Here is a 19,157-nt window from a genome sequence, read left to right as displayed (position 1 = left end):
GTTGTGTGCTTTTTTATTTATAACAAATTGAGCTGCATCTGTATAAGTCCTTATGGTGAAGACGCATTCTGAGCTAAAACTTGTATGTGCTGTAGGTTTAAATGGTGCATCATTTCTCGAATAAAAACGAAATAACTGAGTTGAATGATTGCCTGCTCACCAAATAGATTTTGATAATATTCGGTATGTTCAATCATTTCATTAAAGCCATGTTCAAAGCTTTGTCGGTCAATGCGGGGCGCATGTTCAAAAAAGGTTTGCGCCAATATATGCAGCATCGCATCATTCGACTGAGCGTAGCGCTGCGTCTGATAATCAAGCTGTAATCGTTCTAAAATTTCTTCAATTTCATAGATCAAATATTCAATCGCTAAAGCATCGAAGCGCTGATGTCGGACACATTTTTGTACCAAAGCCACTAAGCCATGATCAAAATGAATATTCCGTTGCTCGGTCTGAAAGTCGAGCTGCGCTAATCCGAGCTGAAATTGTAATTGCTGCATAACTATCGTTTAAATTATTTAATCTTCTGCCAAGTTTAACTCACGAAAGCTACGCACTTGGTTACGACCTTGTTGCTTTGCCATATACAGCGCTTGATCGGCCATACGCGTGACCATAGCAGACGGTGTCCCCTCGATCGCAGTTGCTACACCAAAACTTGCACTAATCTTCAACATATGTTGGTTGGCTATCATGGTTTCAGCGTCAGAAATGGCCAATCGACAACGTTCAGCGACCTCTATCGCCTGCTCTAAACTCTGATTTTTTAGAATTAAAATGAATTCTTCACCGCCATAACGCCCAACCACATCTTGTACACGAGTATTGTCATTTAAAATTTGAGCAACACGTTGTAAAACGGCATCTCCTGCATCATGTCCATATTGGTCATTGATCAATTTAAAATGGTCGAGATCAAGCAAAACCACTGCAAATTCAGGCCGTGTCTGTTTGCTGAGCGTATCAAGTTCATGACTGACATAACGACGGTTAAACACATTGGTCAGGCCATCAACACGGCTGAGGACTTCCATCTTTTGTTCACGGTGTCGCCACTGTAAAAGCAAAATCTGAAAAAATACTGCACTGACGATCAATATGGGCAAATACAACTCCGCCATACTCATGAGCCAAAAGGCGTTGTCGTAAAACTCACTCTGTTTTAAAGCTGGGCTGAAAATCGGTGCATATTCTAGATGGTCAATCGAAGTTTGATAGCAAATGTAGCCAATAAACAGTGTGATCGGAAATGTAATACTGAGCATAATCGCAGGACGATAAAAAACCAAACCGACCATCAGCAGATTGACCGTCCCCGCCATAGTGGCAGGACTATAGATCCCGATCATATAGCCACCATAGATCATGCCGATCCCAAACAGGACGGGCGCAAAATAGCTAAAAAACAGTCTAAAATTTAAATATTTTTTGAAATAAAGACTGAGTAATGCCAATACGCCATAACTGAGTAGGACTATACAAGCGACGATGATCCTGAACTTGAGTTCACTCGGATTAAACCAAATCCGATTGGTCGAATAATAAAAATTTATGATGCACCACTTCAACACGCTGACTTGACTCAGCATGCCAAAGATGAGAAGTAAACGCCCTTTATCGTAGTCAGACCAATTGATGATGAGATAGTCTGACTCAAACAAAAGATGCTTCAATTTACGCCATTGTACGCCCCATTTCGTACAGACAGCATTGCCCCAATTTTTCCCCATTAATCTTCTTTTTTATTTTATTATTTCGCTAGTTATACAAGGTTTTAACTTCAAAAAGAAAGCCTATTTTCACAGTTAAAAGTGCAACCTTTGAAGCCTTTAAACTTCACTTACACCACTATTCAAATTACTTTTCCGCTATTTTTTTTAGCTCAATTGGTCACTTTTATCTTTTTGAAATAGTACGGTTTATTATTCTAAACGCTCGGTGAATAAGATCCCGTTCAGATGATCGACCTCATGTTGTACGATCCGTGCAGGAAAGCCATTCAGGGTTTTCTCTTTGACTTCACCTTGAAGGGTCAAATATCGCACGTGAATTTGCTCGGCTCTCGGGACTTGCCCTCGTGCATTCGGCACACTTAAGCAGCCTTCTTCACCCAAAACCGTGGTCGTAGATCGAGATGTAATCACTGGATTGACCATCACGATCGCCTCCATTTCAGGTGCGTCTGGATAGCGTAAATTTGCACGTGAAGCCACGATAATCACCCGCTTTGAAACATAAATTTGCGGTGCGGCAATGCCTACGCCTTGACGCTCAAGCATAGTGGCATGCAGTGTTTCACTTAGTGCAGTTAACCATGCAGAACCTATTTCAGATGCTTGTACCTCTGCGGCAGTTAGCGTCAAAATTGCTTCACCACGCTGTGCAACAGCAGCAACATTACTCATGTTTTTATCCTTTTTAAGTCTAGCGGGCTGAAATCACTTTAAAAAAACAACCATGCAATATGCATTATTATCGGTTCTGAGTATAAAACAACAGCGTGCTATGGCTTTGAATCTTTTGTGGTTTATATAGAGCACAAAGTAAAATGACAGATCACACCACCCTATGCTATTGATATTTATCATTTATACATCAAGGTGTGCCATTATCTATTACCAATCATTCTTTTAGTTAATGCAACTTTATCTATATTATTTTGTTCTTAATTCACGATTTTTTCATAACTATAAGTTTTTAATAATGCAACAAAGTTTGATTATTCAATAAAAATTTGAATCACTAAAATCGTCAAATGCTATTTGCTGCTGGAAAATATTTGCATGGAAGCTCAGCCACGCCTAACTCGTCAAGATAAACGTACCCTCGGACTGTCATCACTCGGTGGAGCTCTCGAGTTTTATGACTTCGTTATTTATGTATTTTACGCCAAAATTATTTCGGAACTGTTTTTCCCCACTGGACTCAGTCCATTTTGGGCGATGCTGAATACTTACGGTATTTTTGCAGCAGGATATTTTTTCCGCCCATTGGGTGGTGTGGTAATGGCGCATTTTGGCGATTTGATTGGTCGTAAGCGTTTATTTAGTTTGTCTATTTTACTCATGGCTTTGCCTACGCTGATGATCGGTGTAATGCCAACTTTTGAAAGTATTGGCTATGCAGCACCGCTTCTGCTCCTACTGATGCGTGTGATTCAAGGCATCGCGATTGGTGGTGAAATCCCTGCTGCATGGACTTTTGTTTCAGAGCATGTTCCTGAGCAAAAAATTGGTATCGCCAACGGCCTACTCACTGCCGGCTTATCTTTGGGTATCCTATTGGGCGCACTGATGTCTTTGTTTATTTCATTACAATTTACAGAGTCAGAAATCCATGATTGGGCATGGCGGATTCCATTTATTTTAGGCGGGATCTTTGGCTTTGTTGCGCTCTATCTCCGCAGTTATTTAAAAGAAACGCCTGTATTTAAAGCCATGCAAGAAAAGAAACAATTGGCTAAAGAGCTTCCAGTGAAACAAGTACTGCAACAGCACAAAACAGGCGTTGTGATTGGTATGCTGTTTACATGGTTCTTAACAGGCTGTGTTGTTGTGCTGATTTTAGCGATGCCAAATCTGCTCACGGGCGCCTTTGGTTTTGAACGGGCCGATGCCTTTAAAATGCAAAGTGCCGCTATTGTGATGCAAATGGTCGGTTGTATCTTGGCAGGTCTTTTGGCAGATCGCTTCGGTGCGGGCAAAGTGATGCTGTTCGGTTCCCTCCTTGTCGCGATAATTGCGGGCGTGTTCTATAACAGCTTGGGCCATGTGGCAGCATCGACCGTGTTTGCGCTCTATATGTTGCTCGGTTTGGCATCAGGTACAGTTGGTATGGTGTCTTATAGTATGGTGAAAATGTTCCCTGCACAGATTCGTTTCTCGGGCATTTCATTTTCATACAATTTGGCCTATGCCATCGCGGGTGGTATCACTTTGCCATTGGTTCAATGGTTGAGTTTATACAGCAACATTGGCGCTATGTATTATATATGGACTGTCTGTTTGGTGACCTTCTTTACTGCGATGCTTTATCGTCAACGTTTTGAAAAAACATCTCATTAAAATAATAAAAAAAGCGGTCAATGACCGCTTTTTTTAAATCTCTTTCAAATCAATTCAGGCTTTTAAATTTTTACGCAATTCATCTTCTACAATTTCAATCTCAAGCTGACTAAAACGACGAATTTCACCTTCTGCATGTTTTTCAAGTAATCCACCAATCAGTGGAACTTTGACTTTCACCGTCCAGTCCAAATTGAAACTCACTTGTGTTGCATCACCACTGACACTTCGTTTACAACTGGCTTCGAGCGGTAGGTTTGGATCTAGTTTGACGTCAGAGGTTAATGCCGCCAAATTACTAATATCCGTACGTTTCAGACGAAACGCATCTTTTAAAAACTTCTTGGCAATATCTGGAATATTTACATCCAAGTTATAGGCACGTTTTAAGGTATACATATCACCTGTTTTTTTTGATTCTAAAATTTCTAGATTTTCACCCGGTATGCGTTTGCACACCGCTTCATGCAAGCTGATATCTGCGGCTAGTCGTTTAAAATCTTCAAGTGAAACGCCATGAATTGTGGCATTGACGGTAAATTGATGTGCCATTCTCGTAATCCTTCAGGTCAATATTGGTTTTATTGTTTTATTTCGCCCAGTCTACAGTTGCTAAAACTGTGTTTTGGATTAAATCGGAAAGCGCTGTGGCTGTCATTGACCTGAAACCAAGCTGAAAAAACAGAATTGCCATACTGCAACTCATTGGACTCTGCCTTAAAGGACTTTTTAATAGATTTGCCCATGCTGATCTTTAAACTCGAGCTGAAATTCCCAGCCCGCATCGATTTTTAAATACATCCCTGCATAGGACAACTTTGCGTACCAATGACCGAAGTCGAGGCTTACAATATCAAAGCTGGCTTGTTCAGGAAGCTGTTGCATTGGTTTTGCATGTATTAAAGCGCTAGGTTCAAAAGACTTGAAGTGCGAGCCATAATGATGAAACAGTTCAAAACATAGCTGATTAAAAATTTCAAATGTTGAATCTTTGGGATCAAGTTGCGTCATTGCTTTAATAGCTTCCCATATCTTTTCATTTCTTCTTGCGCTTATTTTTATATTTCTATAACAAATCTTTGTGGTACTGCTTTTATAAATCTCAGTTTAATTTAAGTTGTTAATTTAACAGCATGCTATGCACTACACCATCCCGATCACGGTGTACCAATTTGATCGGTTGTGAATAATCGATCAAGATGCTTTGGTGTTTATAACTGATTTGGATGCCGTATTCATCTGCACCATCATCCAAACCGCTGATGCTACATTGCGTCCCTTGTGGAAATGCCTTGAGCCATTCAGCGTTATACACATCTGCTATTTGCTCAAACTGAAAAAAGCTCGCCTTTTGCTGCAGTAGAACCGTAGCTTGTCGGTCAAAACGCAGTTGCTGCTCAAGTTGAAAGTCGATAATCATGACTCTGCACGCTCTTTACTTATTCATCGGGATCGGATCATCGGCTATTAAAAGTAGCTTTGCCATCACCCAATGATCCTTATAAAGCTTTCATCGCCTGTTGCTGCTGTTTATTTTTGACTTGTGTCCATTGCCACCAACCAAACGCTGCTAGGCCTACAAAACCTGCATAGAGCGCCGCAGTGAGATACAGGTCTTTGTATATAAACATACCCACATAGATAATATCGACAAATACCCAAAGCACCCAAGTAGCAATATGTTTCCGGCTGGTCCAATACGTTGCGAGTAAACTAAATGCGGCCAATTGTGCATCCAAAATCGGCACGGCTGCATCGGTAAAATAGTGCAGGCTTAAACCAAAAATCAAACCGCCCACCGCAGCTAAGAGCATTTGAAAGATCACGAGTTTGGTCGCAATCGGTTCAATACGAATGTCGTGGTCTTGTTGTTTGCCCTTCAACCAATGATAAAAACCGTAGAAGTTCACTACTACAAAGAAAAACTGCAAAATGGTTTCGCCATAAAGTTTGTAGGTATAAAACAGGTAGGCATACAGCAAAAAAGCTGCAAAGTTAAACCACCAACACCACATATTTCGCTTAATGGTTAAAGTCACCCCGATTAAGCTAATAATGACTGCAAAAATTTCTAAGTTTGACATGGTAGATTGGGCCTTAAAAAAGCTGCAGCTATTATGGAAAAAATCAGCCCAAAGGCAAGCTCTACCCCACACTATTTCATATCAACTCTGTAAATTTTAAATCAAACCATTCATCCAACTTACTTTGATTTTGATGTATTGAACGCATCAGTTTTGACAGTTTTCTAACAATCGTTTAAAAACTTAGGTATGCCTAAAGAATAATCAGAAGGAATCATCCAAATGTCAGAACAACAAGGTCGTGTAAGTCGAGAAATCCATGGTCATCTTTATTTAATCGGTTTGGACCGTGCAGATAAACGAAATGCGTTTGACAGTCATTTAATTCATGACCTTTCACTGGCGCTCACTGAATATGAAGATGATCCAAATTTACGCTGTGCAGTGATTTTTGCTCATGGTGATCATTTTACTGCAGGTCTAGATCTGGTCGAACTACAACCCAAACTTGGCAGTGGACTGTTTAATTTTCCTGATCAGCAAATTAATCCGTGGGGAACCAACTCACGACAACGAAAAAAACCAGTTGTCGTCGCGGTACAAGGGTTCTGTTTTACAGCGGGTATTGAACTCATGCTGAATGCCGATGTCGTGATCGCACAGCGTCAGACAGAGTTCGCTCAAATGGAAGTGCAACGTGGCATTCTTCCTTTTGGTGGTGCAACAGTTCGCTTTGTGCAAGCAGCGGGTTGGAATAAGGCCATGCGCTATTTACTCACAGGTGAACGTTTCAATGCGCAAACGGCATTTGATATGAATTTAGTCACTGAAATCACTGAGCAAGCGCCCTTATCTCGTGCAATAGAACTTGCAGAACAAATTGCACAGGCTGCACCACTGGCGGTTCAGGCAACACTCGCTGCAGCACAGCAAGGGGGGCATTTGGGAGCCGATGCTGCCTTTGCTCAATTGGATCAGCACTTACAACCACTACTAAAAACACAAGATGTACAAGACGGTGTGATGGCCATGCTACAACGTCGCGCAGCCAATTTTCAGGGCAAATAACCCTTTATTTAAACTGAATAAACCCTTTACGTCCTGCCTATCAAGAGAAAAATTATGTCAACGGATTTAGAACAAACAACGCAAGAAATACATAGTACACCCGTGAGTTTCCCTGCAACCGATGGTTATACGCTTTCAGGCGTTGAATATCGGCCTAATACTGCCGCTAAGGCCAATATTATTATTTCAAGTGCGACAGGTGTACCTCAACAATTTTACCGTCGTTTTGCCGAGTATGCCGCAGGACTCGGTTATCAAGTACTGACTTTTGATTATCGTGGTATAGGACGTTCTGCACCGTCAAAACTTAAAGGCTTTAAGATGTCCTACCTCGACTGGGGACGTTATGACCTTTCTGGTGCCATAGCTTATATGCAACAACAGGGTCAGGAAACTTTTCTAGTGGGACACTCCTATGGCGGCCAAGCACTAGGACTTACCTCAAATCACGATCAGATACGTGCCATGTATTGTTTTGGCACTGGCGCAGGTTGGCATGGCTATATGCCCTTTAAAGAAAAAATGAAGGTTCATGTGATGTGGAATATCGTTTTTCCGCCGATGGTTGCCGTCAAAGGATATTTGCCTTGGAGCAAACTCAATATGGGCGCTGACCTTCCTGTCGATGTCTATAAACAATGGCGCCGTTGGTGTAAAAACCCAACCTATTTCTTTGCCGACCCTGAGCTGAGTGAGCTATCTCAACAATATGCTGCAGTTCAAACGCCGATTTATGCGGTCGCTGCACTTGATGATGACTGGGCATTACCCAATTCACGACATGCTTTTATGCAACATTATGCGCAAGCATCAATGCACTATATCAATATTGAAGCGGAAGATTATGGTCTAAAACAGATTGGTCATATGGGATATTTCCGCAAAGGTGCTGAACTCTTATGGCAGGAAGTGATTGGAAGGTTTAACGAGCTATTAGTCGCCTAGACCAATTTACTTCATACACATCATATTGATTTATTCGGATAGAGAATTACATGCGTCCACGGAAAAACACCTCTGAACATCTATTGTTACAGTCAGCACACGCTTTTAAACGCTATGGCTATATGGGCTGTAGCATGGGGAAATTGGCCGAAGTCTGTGGTCTCTCAAAAGCTGCATTTTATTATGACTATCCGAATAAAGACGCATTGCTGATGGAAATTTTAAACCTGACGCATATAAAGTTACAGCACAGTATTTTTCAGCAATTACAGCAAACTACTACCTCACCTCAACAGGCTTTCTCGCACATCCATCAACTCGCCATACAATTTTTTAGCCAAGGTGGATTAGGTTGTTTAGTCGGGATATTAAGTATGGAGCGGCAACATTTGCCAACTGAGATTTTTGCAAAATTACAATCCATCTTTCACGAGTGGCAACTCGCCTTTGAAGTGTTTTTTAAGCGATGCATGACCATCGAACACGCCGCTCAACTTGCCAAAGTCAGCTTGGCGGATTATGAAGGCGCAATTTTAATGGCTCGAATGAGCGATGATTTGAGTTATCTCGATTTAGTCCGAGACCGCATTTTGCTTCAACTTGCAGAGTCTTGATAGCGATATTCAATTTTATGTTCTTCGCCAAAACGGTCGACATGTGTATAAAACTCGCCGTATCGGCCTAAATAATACTCGAGCGATTGATTGTAAAAACTCCAATAAATCGACCATTCATTCAAATCTAATTGGCGTATTTGAGTTTTACAATTGACTGGCATGCGACGTAAAAAAACTTCTTGTAACTGTTCGGCCGCCTGTAGCGAATCTAATTTGTATTGTTGTTGAAAGAAAATTTCCGCAATATCATCAAAAAGTTGCTGTTCATATTCATCAACTTCAATGACCTGATCGACTTGGCGTATAGCATCATCATTCGATGCTAAAGAGATACTTTTCGATTTTTTTGGTGCTTGGTAACGCGTATATTTTTGACGATATTTTTCTGTTTTTATTATTTTTTTGACCACGATTCCTGCTGCAGACAACGCAATCAGAATACACATCACAATGAGAAAATTAACCATAATAACAACCTACTGCCGATGACGCGCATACACATCATTAATCACCGAATATTTTTATGGACTAATATAACGCACAATAACGTTTAAAATTCATACAAAATTATTTTAAAGCTGAAATCTTGCCTATTTTCATTGCTAATTTATTTCAAACTATTACACCTGCTGAAATCATTGAGTATGTATACATTTCTAAAAAATCTATTATTACTTTAAAAACAGTATAGTTAGATGCATTTATGTCGTTATTTATCCGTATTTAACGATTAATTTATAAATATACATTTGTAAATTTTGCAACAATTTTGAAATAAAAACCCAACCCAACAGCGCAATGGCAGCAAAAAAACATAAAACGCAACAAGAAACCTCTTTAAGCACAGGGCGATATCTTCTGAAATGACAGGCTGTTGGAGTTTTCTATAAAAAGAAAAAATTATGATACGCGAAGCACAAATCCAGGACATACCCGAAATTATTCACGTGATTCACAACAGCATTCGTTCATGTATCCAGGACCATCAACGTAATGAAAGTGTGATTCAAACTTGGCTTGAGGAGGCAAATCAATCAAATATCTTAATGTGGATGCTTTACAACGATAGTTGGGTCTACGTCAGTGACAATCGAGTGGTCGGCTTTATTTTAGTCAGTGATCAGGGAGAAATTTTACTGAACTATATCTGCCCAGAACGTCAGTACCAAGGCATTGGTAAGGCGTTATTGTTAAACATGATTCACTGTGTCCGGAAAAAGAATATTACCGAGATCAGTCTAGAAAGTACCCATACGGCACTCGCCTTTTACCAAAAATATGGCTTTGTCACACATCAGGATTTTGAGACTGCCGATGTTCCGCTCAAATTGGTTAAACAGCTCTGTTAGTAGAGAGATAAAGTTCATAGAAGGATAGATTTTCAAACAGCATGAATTTGAGAGATGAATTTAAATGAGTATTGGCAATGGTACTAACAATAGCACCGCAAAGTTTTAACCGTTTACAACTCTGTATCAAGGCTTAAGTTGATCGCGTCCTGCCTGTTTAGCCATATATAAATAATGGTCTGCATGCTTCATTAAGGCTTCGATACTGTCGAAGTCATTCTGCTTATCCATCCATGCCATGCCCAAACTCAGTGTGACGTAATTTTTGTCATCACCCCGATTAACATGTTCAAGTTGTTCATTACGCATGGCTTCGAGTACCAATTGCAATTGCTCTTGGGCAATCGCATACGGAACATCATGCATCAATATGGCAAACTCTTCTCCCCCGTAGCGAGCCACATAGGCTGAACTTGGCAGGGCATTTTGCATGGTTTTCACGATCTGCTGTAACACCTCATCGCCTTTGAGATGTCCATAGTGGTCATTATAATTTTTAAAATAATCAACATCTAACATGGCAAAGACCAGTGTTCGATGGCTATGAAAACGGACTTCCGAATATAAGCGTTGAATTTCAGCATTCAGTGCACGGCGGTTGAATGCCCCCGTTAAGGCATCAATACGAATTTGTAGCTCTAATTTTTTATTCAGCTCGTGAAGCTGTAAGGTGCGCTCTTTGACTTTCTGATCGAGTGAACTGTTTAGCTCAAGCAAACTATTATTCAACTGTTCCGTATGCATCGACTGCTGTGCATAATGATGCGATTGCTGAAACATGATCAACAAGGCATACAAACTGGTTGAAATGAACGATAAATTGACTGAATCAATCAAATTCATCATCAGCAAAAAGTCGTTTAAAAAAGTAATGCACAGGAAAATAACCGCGATTAAATTTAATTTTGAATAAGGTTCTTTCTTTTTCAGTGTTAGGTAAAAACCATACGCAAAATTACTCAGAACAACGATCACATAGGCAAAGCTGTAGGTTGCCAAAGGCTGAAAAATCTCAGGCGTCGAAACAAATGTCACTGAAATATTCAAAGACAACAGCAACATCGCTATCTGATAATTTAAGGTAAATAAATAGCGACGACTGAGTAAGTGGATATAACTTAAAAAGAAAATCGACGCCAAATAAGTAAATAAATATTCTAATCGCGTGCCCCACAACCAATTGATATCAGTAAAAGTGGTATAGGCATAAGGTGCTGAAAATAAATTATGGAATGCTAAAAAGACAATAAATAAGCCAAACACCAAATTACTTCGGCTATTGCGACCGCGTAAACCTCGGAAAACAGAAAATAGGATCGTAAAGAGTCCCACACCCAAGACGGCGCCCGACACCATTCCAATACTCATCATTTGTTGTTGGAATTGGCGGTTTATTGTCTTAGCAATACCAATACGCATCGGGTTTTCAAACCCGCCGTGCATACTGTTAAAACTTGAAGCCTGAATGGTTAAAGTGAAATATTCATCTTGTGCCACAAAATAGGCAATTCGCGGTGCATTCTCCGTTTTTTGTTCTGCTTCACTACGCCCCACCTCGCCCAAACGAACGATCACATCACCATTTAAAAATACCCGATACGCACCGTACTGATTTGGAATCAATACCGCGATACGTCGACCAATAAATTGTTTAGGGATTTGGAAATGTCCAGTAAATGTCCCAAAACCTTTACTGTCCCCTGTAATGTCTTTAAATGATGCAGGCAGATAGACCGTTTGACCGACTAGAACCGAACTCGGAGACGTTAAAAATTGATTTGGATAAAACAACCATTTGCCTTGTAAGAGGCTACTGGTGTCTTCCGTGAAGTAGATTTGGTTAACTTCGTTTTGATGTTTTAAATAAAACGATTTAGGAGCAGTTTCATACTGTGCTTGAGCAGTCGATACAGTGAGTGCCAATGTAAAAATAATAAAGGTAAGAACCCAGAACAATCTGGTGCAAGGCAACTGTAAAGACAACGGCTTTGATTCCTGCGTTTATACTCGAGCAATTATTCTAATCTACGGTAAAAGACAAAAATAACAACTACTATTTTATCAAATTGATCAATAACTTCCATGTCACTGATCTAAAACAGTCGCTTTATTAATCGCGAGTTTTTACATCATACAATTCAATCTCAAAAATAAGATTTGAATTGGCGGGAATTACATTACCCATTTTACGTTCACCATAAGCCAAATGTGATGGCACGATTAACTTACGTTTACCACCGACTTTCATCCCCATGATGCCTTGATCCCAACCTTTAATCACACGGCCAGTACCAATCACCGTTTCAAAATAATTACCACGATCTAGTGATGAATCAAATTTTGTACCGTCTTCTAACCAGCCTGTATAGTGTGTTGTAATCAAAGCGCCTTTAACCGCTTCTTTACCTTCACCTACCACTAAGTCAATAATTTCTAATTCCGTGCTCATGCTCTCAACCTCAAATGCCGCAATCTAAATAAAGCACTATTATAAACAGAATCAGTCTGAACATGATGCCCTTGAATGCGTTAGAACTTACCGATTCAAAGTTGAGAACACAATGATTTAGATCAGCATGCAAATAAACATTTACTAGTAAAGCTCACATGTCTTGAAACATTTAGGAGTATTCCGTTATCACTAAGATGCATTGGGAAGAAACGAATAAAAAATTTAAAGCGCTCTAAAAGTTTGAACGTTCATTGAATGAAGACGTTTATGCGGTAAGAACAACGCTATTTACAATGATAATAAAGAGGATTCATCCATGAGCATTACATAAATTGAGGCCTGGAAATTTTCCCCAAATTAGATTTTTATGATGGTTTTAGATCGACTGAGTTTCAAATCAACTTTTAAATCAACAGAATAGTATTCACTAAAAAATTGTTATATATAAGGATGCAAGCCTAAACTCACATCCATCAAGATGAGTTAAATCACATCAAACGCTTATTGCAATTGTGTCCATTCAATCACCGCTTGAGCTTTATCACCAATCAAAGTCCATTCGCCATCCATTACGTTTAATTGTAAAGACATGGTTCGTTCGCATAACTCTTGAATGGCAGCTGTACTCGCTTCAGATAATTGCCAAATTTCAACATTCTTCAGGGTTTTCAGTTTGCTGTTGCGTTTATACCATTCGTCTACTGAAGAACCATAGGTAATCACAGCAACTTGTGGACAACGAGCACTGGCTTTTTTGACTTTATCTTCGTCAGGACAACCGACTTCAATCCATTTCACCAATTGACCTGTTAAATCTTTTTCCCACAACGCAGGTTCATCTGTTTCGAAAAGATCTTTGGTAAATTCTAATGCTTCGTCAGCATAGCGTGCATATGCCAAGACACGTACCATCAAACGTTCAATCGTTTCAGAAGGATGCAAAGCCATCGTCAATTGATAATCACCATATTGGTGTACATCCATATTGGCAATGTTCAAATCTGCTTTATAAATTGTAGCTTTTAGCGCCATGTGAAAGTCCTCAAATTTGGCGCTTAGCATATAAGATTTAGCAAGCTTTTGCTGCGTTGATTTACTTATTTCTCCGCTTTATCGGCATCGATACGACACTGCATTAAACGATCTTCAAATTCGAGCCATTCACGTTCAGTTTGGTAAATAATTTCGACACGATTATCGATACTTTCCTCGCTCGACTGATAATTAAACTGATCAGGATTAAAGTTAAAGGTTTTCCACCCTTGGTCTGTCTGAAAAATACCTTTGATCCGTAGCCAATCTTGCTGCTCACAGAGTAAATCTAACAGCTCAAAAAAGTCGAAAATCCATCGTTTTGGGAGTTTCCAACCTGCGACACTATAGCCCTGAGCGGATTCAACATAATGATAAGGCAACTGTTTAATTTCTGTGGGTACATCGACCAACATTTGCTTTTGCATCGCCAATAAAGGCTGAATTTTACGAGGACTTCCCATATAGGCAAGATCAATATTTGTTAGTTTTAAATCACCTTTTACAACATTGATCCATTGCTGCTGATACGGTAAATATGCTTGTTTGAGTCGTTCCAAACCAGCTTGATCGGCATCACTCATACAATCGACATGAGACACCACAACGATTTGTGCCACTTTGAGTTGATCGGCATACAGATTTTGCGAAGTCCACTCTTGATCATGTAAGCGTGAGCCATCAACCACGGTTACCAATGCCCGCATGGCTAAATGCGGATGCCAATGTGGCTCGGTCAATTGCTCCAAAAGTTGCCCAGGATGTCCCAAACCTGTCGGTTCAATAAACAGTCGGTCGGGTTTCACCTCTGACAATAACCGTGACAACGCAATTTGCATCGGCAGTTGACTGCTACAACATAGACAACCACCCAATAATTCCTTCACCGCAAAGCCCTGATCTTGCGGCAACATCTGTTGATCGACCCCGATTTGTCCAAACTCGTTCATCAGTACGGCCCAAGTTTCGCCCGCTGGCTTTTGCTTCAATAACTGCTGTAAAACTGTGGTTTTACCCGCACCTAAAAAGCCAGAAATAATATGAACCGGAATCGCACCGTAGGTAGAAACTAATTTCAAAAGTGAGTCACTCAAATAAATAGCCAATGATTGATGGCCTTTACCATAATGATTTCAAAAAAATGCTGCAAGTCTAGTCCTCATTTCTCTGTCTTCATTTTCCTAAAGCATCGTTCAGCCTCTTATTTCAACGAATTTTATAATCATCTGGCTATTGAACAGCCTGTTTACTCAATTGGCATGAATGCATTACATATCTGGTCACACTTTATTGGCAAAGTTAACTCTTATATTTAAAAAAATAGTCATATCGAAAAGAATCCTTACATTTGGATTTTAGTGAAATTTCTGGATTCTGCTTATTTACGACATCGATGTAATCATCATGTAAACAATGAATGAATCATGAAGCCGATTTGGTCATTTTTTCTTGCAAAGTTAAATGAAGATTCCGATATTTTTTTTACATTTAAAACACAGGATGGACGGTTATGTATTCATCCAGTTAACCAGTCTGTTTCACTTTGTTGCTCGCATTGATCACTCGGTTTTCTCGATTTAGCATGAGCTCTCTCCTGATGGACGTGGTGATCTTTTCAGGACTTACTAAAATATATAAGGATGCTCAAAATGAAATTAACTCAAATTTTACTTGCTTCTACTCTAGCTGCTGCAGCTGCAACAAGTTTTGCTGCGAGCAAAGATAAACAAGAAACGCCTGAGCAAGAAAAAGCCGTGGTTAGCACTCAAGAACAGCCAGCGACTGAAACAACTGCTGCTGAAGGTACTGCTGCTCAACCTGCTTCAGAAGCAAATGCTGAAGGTTCTGCACCAGCTCAACCTGCTCAGTAATAGACGAATAGCGTACTCCACACGCTAAATTCATTTAGTCTGCTGCTCAACATTTATCCCTCACTAATAGAATGTTGTGCTAAATGAATTAAAGTCGCCGGATCATTGAAAAATGGTTCGGCTTTTTTTATGCTCAAAGCCACTGATTGATAGATTTTAATGATCGACAAATCATTCAAAATGATTGATGATTTTCATATAAATAAATATATATCATTCATTTAAAATAAAACCCTGCAAAAAACACGACAATTCGATTCATCGTTTCGACTTATGCCTAGCTTGTTGAAAGCCTAGCTTTAGAACTTAATAGTGGCATATGTGAAGTGATTGGATGTTTACGCATGAGCAATAAAGCAAATTACACAACGGAAGTTGCCATTTTGGGCGCAGGTCCTGTCGGCTTAACCATTGCAAACTACTTAAGTAAGCAAGGTGTCAAAGTCACTGTGATTGAACAACTGGACAGCCTGATTGACTACCCACGTGCGATTGGTATTGATGATGAATCATTACGTACCATCCAATCATTAGGTTTAGTGGACCAAGTGTTACCGCATACAACACCAAACCACGCGATGCGTTTCTTAACCCCTAAAGGTCGTTGTTTCGCAGACATTCAACCGCTCACTCGTGAATTTGGTTTCTCACGTCGTAATGCCTTTATTCAACCGCAAGTCGATAATGTACTACTACAAGGTTTAAAACAGTACGAAACCACAAATGTTTTATTCTCTCGTCAATTGTCTGATTTTAGCCAAGATGCCAATGGTGTAACGCTCAATATTCAAAATAAAGACGGTGAAGCTGAAAAAATTCAAGCGCAGTATTTGATTGCTTGTGATGGTGGTAACTCAGTGGTACGTCGTACCCTCAACATCGGCTTCGATGGTAAAACTGCACCGAACCAATGGATCGTGATCGACATCAATAATGACCCACTTGCAACGCCACACATTTACCTATGCTGTGACCCTGTGCGTCCTTATGTATCTGCTGCGCTTCCACACGGTATTCGTCGTTTCGAATTTATGGTGATGCCTGGGGAGACTCAAGAAGAATTAAGCAAACCTGAAAACATTGCCAAACTATTGTCGAAAGTGCTTCCAACGACCGATGGTATTGAAGTGATTCGTCAGCGCGTTTATACCCACAATGCCCGTATTGCAGATAAATTCCGTGTAGACCGTATTTTACTTGCAGGCGATGCTGCGCACATCATGCCAGTATGGCAAGGTCAAGGCTATAACAGTGGTATGCGTGATGCGTTCAACCTTGCGTGGAAAGTTGCAATGGTTGTACAAGGCAAAGCTGGCCCTGCGCTTTTAGATACATACCAAGTTGAACGTAAAGATCATGCCAAAGCGATGATTGATCTTTCTGTAATGGCGGGTCATGTCCTTGCGCCACCTAAAAAATGGCAAGGTTTCGTGCGTGATGGTATTGCCTATGCACTCAATTACATCAAACCGATCAAGCAATATCTATTGGAAATGCGCTTCAAGCCGATGCCGAAGTACAACGACGGTGCGTTGATCAATAACGGCGTTAAAGACTCACCTGTGGGTAAAATGTTCATTCAACCACATGTTCAACTTGAATCTGGTGAGAAAGTCCTACTCGATGAAGTCATCGGTAACGACTTTGCAATCATTGCTTGGGGCGTCGATCCGAAATGGGGTCTGTCAGATGCAACCATGAAAAAATGGCAAAAATTGGGCGTTAAATTTATCCAAGTATTGCCTGCTGTTCAGCTTAGCAATGAAAATCGCACCAAGTACGACAATGTGATCACGATTGGTGATATTGGTACTGATATTCGTGGTTGGTTTGGTAAAACCACTGAATCTATTACGATTCTTCGCCCAGACCGTTTTGTTGCAGCGATTGCAATTCCACAAACTTTAGACAGCGTGAGCCAACAATTGTTTGCAAAATTGCATGCTTAATAATCCAAATAGATCTGCAAGAATTAAAAATCACCATGCATAAAGCATGGTGATTTTTTTCTATAATCACTATAAACATCAGATGCTATAATCGTTCAATACATAATTATAAGCTTCGCAAAATGCAAAAAAGATTTCAAAAATTATTCATTTATAGTTTGTTGGGCTTTATTTTTATCTGTTCACTCATTTTCGTAGAGATACATCATTTTCATGCCAATAGTTGGTTATCTATTTTCGTTTTTTGCCTCTGTTTTCTTATTTCTTTGAATTGCTATTTATTACGCTTAGAAAAAGATGTAAACAAAAACGAAGAATCTAATTTTTTGTCCTTCCATTTATACATTTCATTTTTTTATTCAGTCATTGCCAGCTTTTTTCTCACTACAGTGATTCTTGCTTTATTTGCATTACAAACTCAATATTTTGGTCAAGATAAAAATATCATTCTAAAAGGCCAAGTCTATTCACCTACATTTACACTAGAAAAGAAGCCCTGCCGAGCTCGCCTTAAATTTCCCGAAAGTGGTTGGTCTACCTTCGCGTATCTCTGTCTAGATACCAAGAAACATAAATTTTCTGGTTATTACAAACTCCATTTGAAAACCAGTTTCGCAGGGGCTGCGGTTCAGCATTATTATTGGATTAATGATCAATTAACATATCAGCAGCATCGTGCCTTAGATATGGATCCACAACAAAAAAGACTGCTTGAAATATATGCCAAACTTGAAAGAGATTTAGGCCCACCTCTATCTGATGATGAAGCCCATGATTTTTTAAATAGAACCAACAACGATTGAGTCTATTTAATTTAGCGCAATATATGCCATACATTATTTATGGCAATAATTAAAATCGCTTTATCATCTTCGTGATTGATATTTAAAACTCTTTCTTTTTAGTTCTCAAAGAAAGAGTTATATGAATAGACATATAGCAATACCAAGTTCAGCCAACAATCAAATAAGCATCCAAGTTAAACCGACTGAAACCAATGCACATCTTTTACCGATTCACGTTGCTGAATCTGCTGAATAAAAGGTTTAAATTCCTCTAAATATGGCAATATTTTGAATGAAATGGCATACACCATCCAATAAGCTAAATACAAATCTGCTGCGCTAATTTTATCCCCCAACAGATATGGCTGGGCCTGCGCAAGCCCTGTTTTAATAAAATCTAAAAGTATTTTTTCATTACCAAAACTCAAACTGCCACGTTTCTCATCCATCAACTCTGTGCTAATGCCGACATTTTTCATGTCCATATATTCAGTCAGCGGACCATGACAGAAAAACATCCATTTCAAATATTCACCACGTTTGGGATCATCCAAGGCGGGTGCCAAACCTTTGTCACTGAATTTATCGGCTAAATAACTAAAGATGGCTGCGGTCTCACTAATCACGACAATACCATCGACCAAACAAGGAACTTTGCCCATGGGATTAATCTTGAGATATGCCGCTTGGTGCATCTCTTCATATGGCACTTCAATAATCTCAACTTCTGACTCGATGTCTAATTCTTTCAATAAAGGCAGAATAGTATTACTGCGTGAGCGTGGATTGCTGTATAGTTTCATTGCTGGGTTCATTGTAGATATCCTTATTTTCATCCTTGTTGTTCTGTCTATTACTATACGCGGCTTTATGTAGAATTATGTTGCGTTCATCCGTGCTTTAAACACTTTCCGATACAATACGCCCGACTAATAATTACGCTAAATTTGAATTTATATTTAAAGCAAAAAGTATTTACTCCGACTTTCTGATAATCA

At 39.7% G+C, this 19,157-nt stretch carries 21 protein-coding genes; 8 read left to right on the top strand and 13 right to left on the bottom strand.

Features of this window, described 5'->3' with window-relative positions; all coding sequences use genetic code 11:
• Positions 1–50: 50 nt before the first annotated feature.
• The 3 genes from LXF01_RS04330 to def form a co-directional block, all read right to left on the bottom strand.
• Positions 51–503: a hypothetical protein gene (locus tag LXF01_RS04330; RefSeq protein ID WP_233945066.1), complete on the bottom strand. Its 453-nt coding sequence runs from the start codon at positions 501–503 to the stop codon at positions 51–53.
• Positions 504–521: 18 nt separating this feature from the next.
• Positions 522–1,733, bottom strand: coding sequence for a GGDEF domain-containing protein (locus tag LXF01_RS04325; RefSeq protein ID WP_233945065.1), 1,212 nt, complete (start codon positions 1,731–1,733; stop codon positions 522–524).
• A gap of 192 nt (positions 1,734–1,925) precedes the next feature.
• On the bottom strand, positions 1,926–2,408 hold the full coding sequence (def, locus tag LXF01_RS04320; RefSeq protein WP_180011481.1) for a peptide deformylase: 483 nt from the start codon (positions 2,406–2,408) through the stop codon (positions 1,926–1,928).
• Positions 2,409–2,786: 378 nt separating this feature from the next.
• Between def and LXF01_RS04315 the strand changes: the two genes are divergently transcribed.
• The gene (locus tag LXF01_RS04315) at positions 2,787–4,067 is read left to right on the top strand and encodes an MFS transporter (protein ID WP_180055499.1); all 1,281 of its coding nucleotides are present in this window, start codon (positions 2,787–2,789) and stop codon (positions 4,065–4,067) included.
• A 54-nt stretch (positions 4,068–4,121) separates the two neighbouring features.
• Here LXF01_RS04315 and LXF01_RS04310 read toward each other — a convergent pair whose 3' ends face one another.
• The 4 genes from LXF01_RS04310 to pnuC all read right to left on the bottom strand — a co-directional run bounded on the left by LXF01_RS04310 (position 4,122) and on the right by pnuC (position 6,151).
• Positions 4,122–4,619, bottom strand: a complete 498-nt coding sequence (locus LXF01_RS04310) for a DUF2505 family protein (RefSeq protein WP_078192225.1) — start codon at positions 4,617–4,619, stop codon at positions 4,122–4,124.
• Positions 4,620–4,796: 177 nt separating this feature from the next.
• A complete protein-coding gene (locus LXF01_RS04305; protein ID WP_233945064.1) occupies positions 4,797–5,078 on the bottom strand; it encodes a hypothetical protein in 282 nt (93 codons plus the stop codon).
• 109 nt (positions 5,079–5,187) lie between these two features.
• The gene (locus LXF01_RS04300; RefSeq protein ID WP_180023193.1) at positions 5,188–5,487 is read right to left on the bottom strand and encodes a hypothetical protein; all 300 of its coding nucleotides are present in this window, start codon (positions 5,485–5,487) and stop codon (positions 5,188–5,190) included.
• Positions 5,488–5,566: 79 nt separating this feature from the next.
• On the bottom strand, positions 5,567–6,151 hold the full coding sequence (gene pnuC / locus LXF01_RS04295) for a nicotinamide riboside transporter PnuC (RefSeq protein ID WP_168379271.1): 585 nt from the start codon (positions 6,149–6,151) through the stop codon (positions 5,567–5,569).
• A 222-nt stretch (positions 6,152–6,373) separates the two neighbouring features.
• Here pnuC and LXF01_RS04290 point away from each other — a divergent pair, with 222 nt between their 5' ends.
• The 3 genes from LXF01_RS04290 to LXF01_RS04280 are packed head-to-tail and all read left to right on the top strand — an operon-like array spanning position 6,374 to position 8,718.
• The gene (locus LXF01_RS04290; RefSeq protein WP_233945063.1) at positions 6,374–7,159 is read left to right on the top strand and encodes a crotonase/enoyl-CoA hydratase family protein; all 786 of its coding nucleotides are present in this window, start codon (positions 6,374–6,376) and stop codon (positions 7,157–7,159) included.
• 54 nt (positions 7,160–7,213) lie between these two features.
• Positions 7,214–8,104 carry an alpha/beta hydrolase family protein gene (locus tag LXF01_RS04285; protein WP_233945062.1) on the top strand — a complete coding sequence of 297 codons (891 nt, stop codon included), beginning with the start codon at positions 7,214–7,216 and terminating at the stop codon, positions 8,102–8,104.
• A gap of 50 nt (positions 8,105–8,154) precedes the next feature.
• Entirely contained in the window at positions 8,155–8,718 is a 564-nt protein-coding gene (locus tag LXF01_RS04280; protein ID WP_233945061.1) for a TetR/AcrR family transcriptional regulator, read from the top strand.
• Here LXF01_RS04280 and LXF01_RS04275 read toward each other — a convergent pair.
• Positions 8,700–9,188, bottom strand: coding sequence for a hypothetical protein (locus LXF01_RS04275; RefSeq protein WP_180074120.1), 489 nt, complete (start codon positions 9,186–9,188; stop codon positions 8,700–8,702). The genes LXF01_RS04280 and LXF01_RS04275 overlap by 19 nt on opposite strands.
• A gap of 435 nt (positions 9,189–9,623) precedes the next feature.
• On the opposite strand from LXF01_RS04275, the gene LXF01_RS04270 reads away from it, so the two are divergent.
• Complete coding sequence (locus tag LXF01_RS04270) at positions 9,624–10,070, top strand: GNAT family N-acetyltransferase (protein ID WP_233945060.1); 447 nt, start codon at positions 9,624–9,626, stop codon at positions 10,068–10,070.
• Between the two features lie 126 nt (positions 10,071–10,196).
• Here LXF01_RS04270 and LXF01_RS04265 read toward each other — a convergent pair whose 3' ends face one another.
• From LXF01_RS04265 to LXF01_RS04250, 4 genes are all read right to left on the bottom strand, one after another.
• Positions 10,197–11,993 carry a sensor domain-containing diguanylate cyclase gene (locus tag LXF01_RS04265; protein WP_233945419.1) on the bottom strand — a complete coding sequence of 599 codons (1,797 nt, stop codon included), beginning with the start codon at positions 11,991–11,993 and terminating at the stop codon, positions 10,197–10,199.
• A 187-nt stretch (positions 11,994–12,180) separates the two neighbouring features.
• Complete coding sequence (locus LXF01_RS04260) at positions 12,181–12,519, bottom strand: FKBP-type peptidyl-prolyl cis-trans isomerase (protein ID WP_078191421.1); 339 nt, start codon at positions 12,517–12,519, stop codon at positions 12,181–12,183.
• 504 nt (positions 12,520–13,023) lie between these two features.
• Positions 13,024–13,554, bottom strand: a complete 531-nt coding sequence (locus LXF01_RS04255; protein ID WP_168379277.1) for a YaeQ family protein — start codon at positions 13,552–13,554, stop codon at positions 13,024–13,026.
• Between the two features lie 65 nt (positions 13,555–13,619).
• Entirely contained in the window at positions 13,620–14,633 is a 1,014-nt protein-coding gene (locus LXF01_RS04250; RefSeq protein ID WP_233945059.1) for a CobW family GTP-binding protein, read from the bottom strand.
• A 570-nt stretch (positions 14,634–15,203) separates the two neighbouring features.
• Between LXF01_RS04250 and LXF01_RS04245 the strand changes: the two genes are divergently transcribed.
• The 3 genes from LXF01_RS04245 (at position 15,204) to LXF01_RS04235 (ending at position 18,177) form a co-directional block, all read left to right on the top strand.
• The gene (locus LXF01_RS04245; protein WP_233945058.1) at positions 15,204–15,425 is read left to right on the top strand and encodes a hypothetical protein; all 222 of its coding nucleotides are present in this window, start codon (positions 15,204–15,206) and stop codon (positions 15,423–15,425) included.
• A 344-nt stretch (positions 15,426–15,769) separates the two neighbouring features.
• Entirely contained in the window at positions 15,770–17,374 is a 1,605-nt protein-coding gene (locus tag LXF01_RS04240; protein WP_180117596.1) for a bifunctional 3-(3-hydroxy-phenyl)propionate/3-hydroxycinnamic acid hydroxylase, read from the top strand.
• Between the two features lie 122 nt (positions 17,375–17,496).
• Positions 17,497–18,177, top strand: a complete 681-nt coding sequence (locus LXF01_RS04235; protein ID WP_233945057.1) for a hypothetical protein — start codon at positions 17,497–17,499, stop codon at positions 18,175–18,177.
• A 176-nt stretch (positions 18,178–18,353) separates the two neighbouring features.
• On the opposite strand, the gene LXF01_RS04230 is transcribed toward LXF01_RS04235, so the two are convergent.
• Positions 18,354–18,962: a glutathione S-transferase family protein gene (locus tag LXF01_RS04230; RefSeq protein WP_180055598.1), complete on the bottom strand. Its 609-nt coding sequence runs from the start codon at positions 18,960–18,962 to the stop codon at positions 18,354–18,356.
• Positions 18,963–19,157: the final 195 nt, after the last annotated feature.

This window comes from Acinetobacter sp. SH20PTE14 (genome assembly GCF_021391555.1).
Taxonomy (GTDB): Bacteria; Pseudomonadota; Gammaproteobacteria; order Pseudomonadales; family Moraxellaceae; genus Acinetobacter; species Acinetobacter amyesii.
The sequence above is the reverse complement of the archived record's forward strand: the minus strand, read 5'-3'. Positions and strand labels throughout refer to the sequence as shown.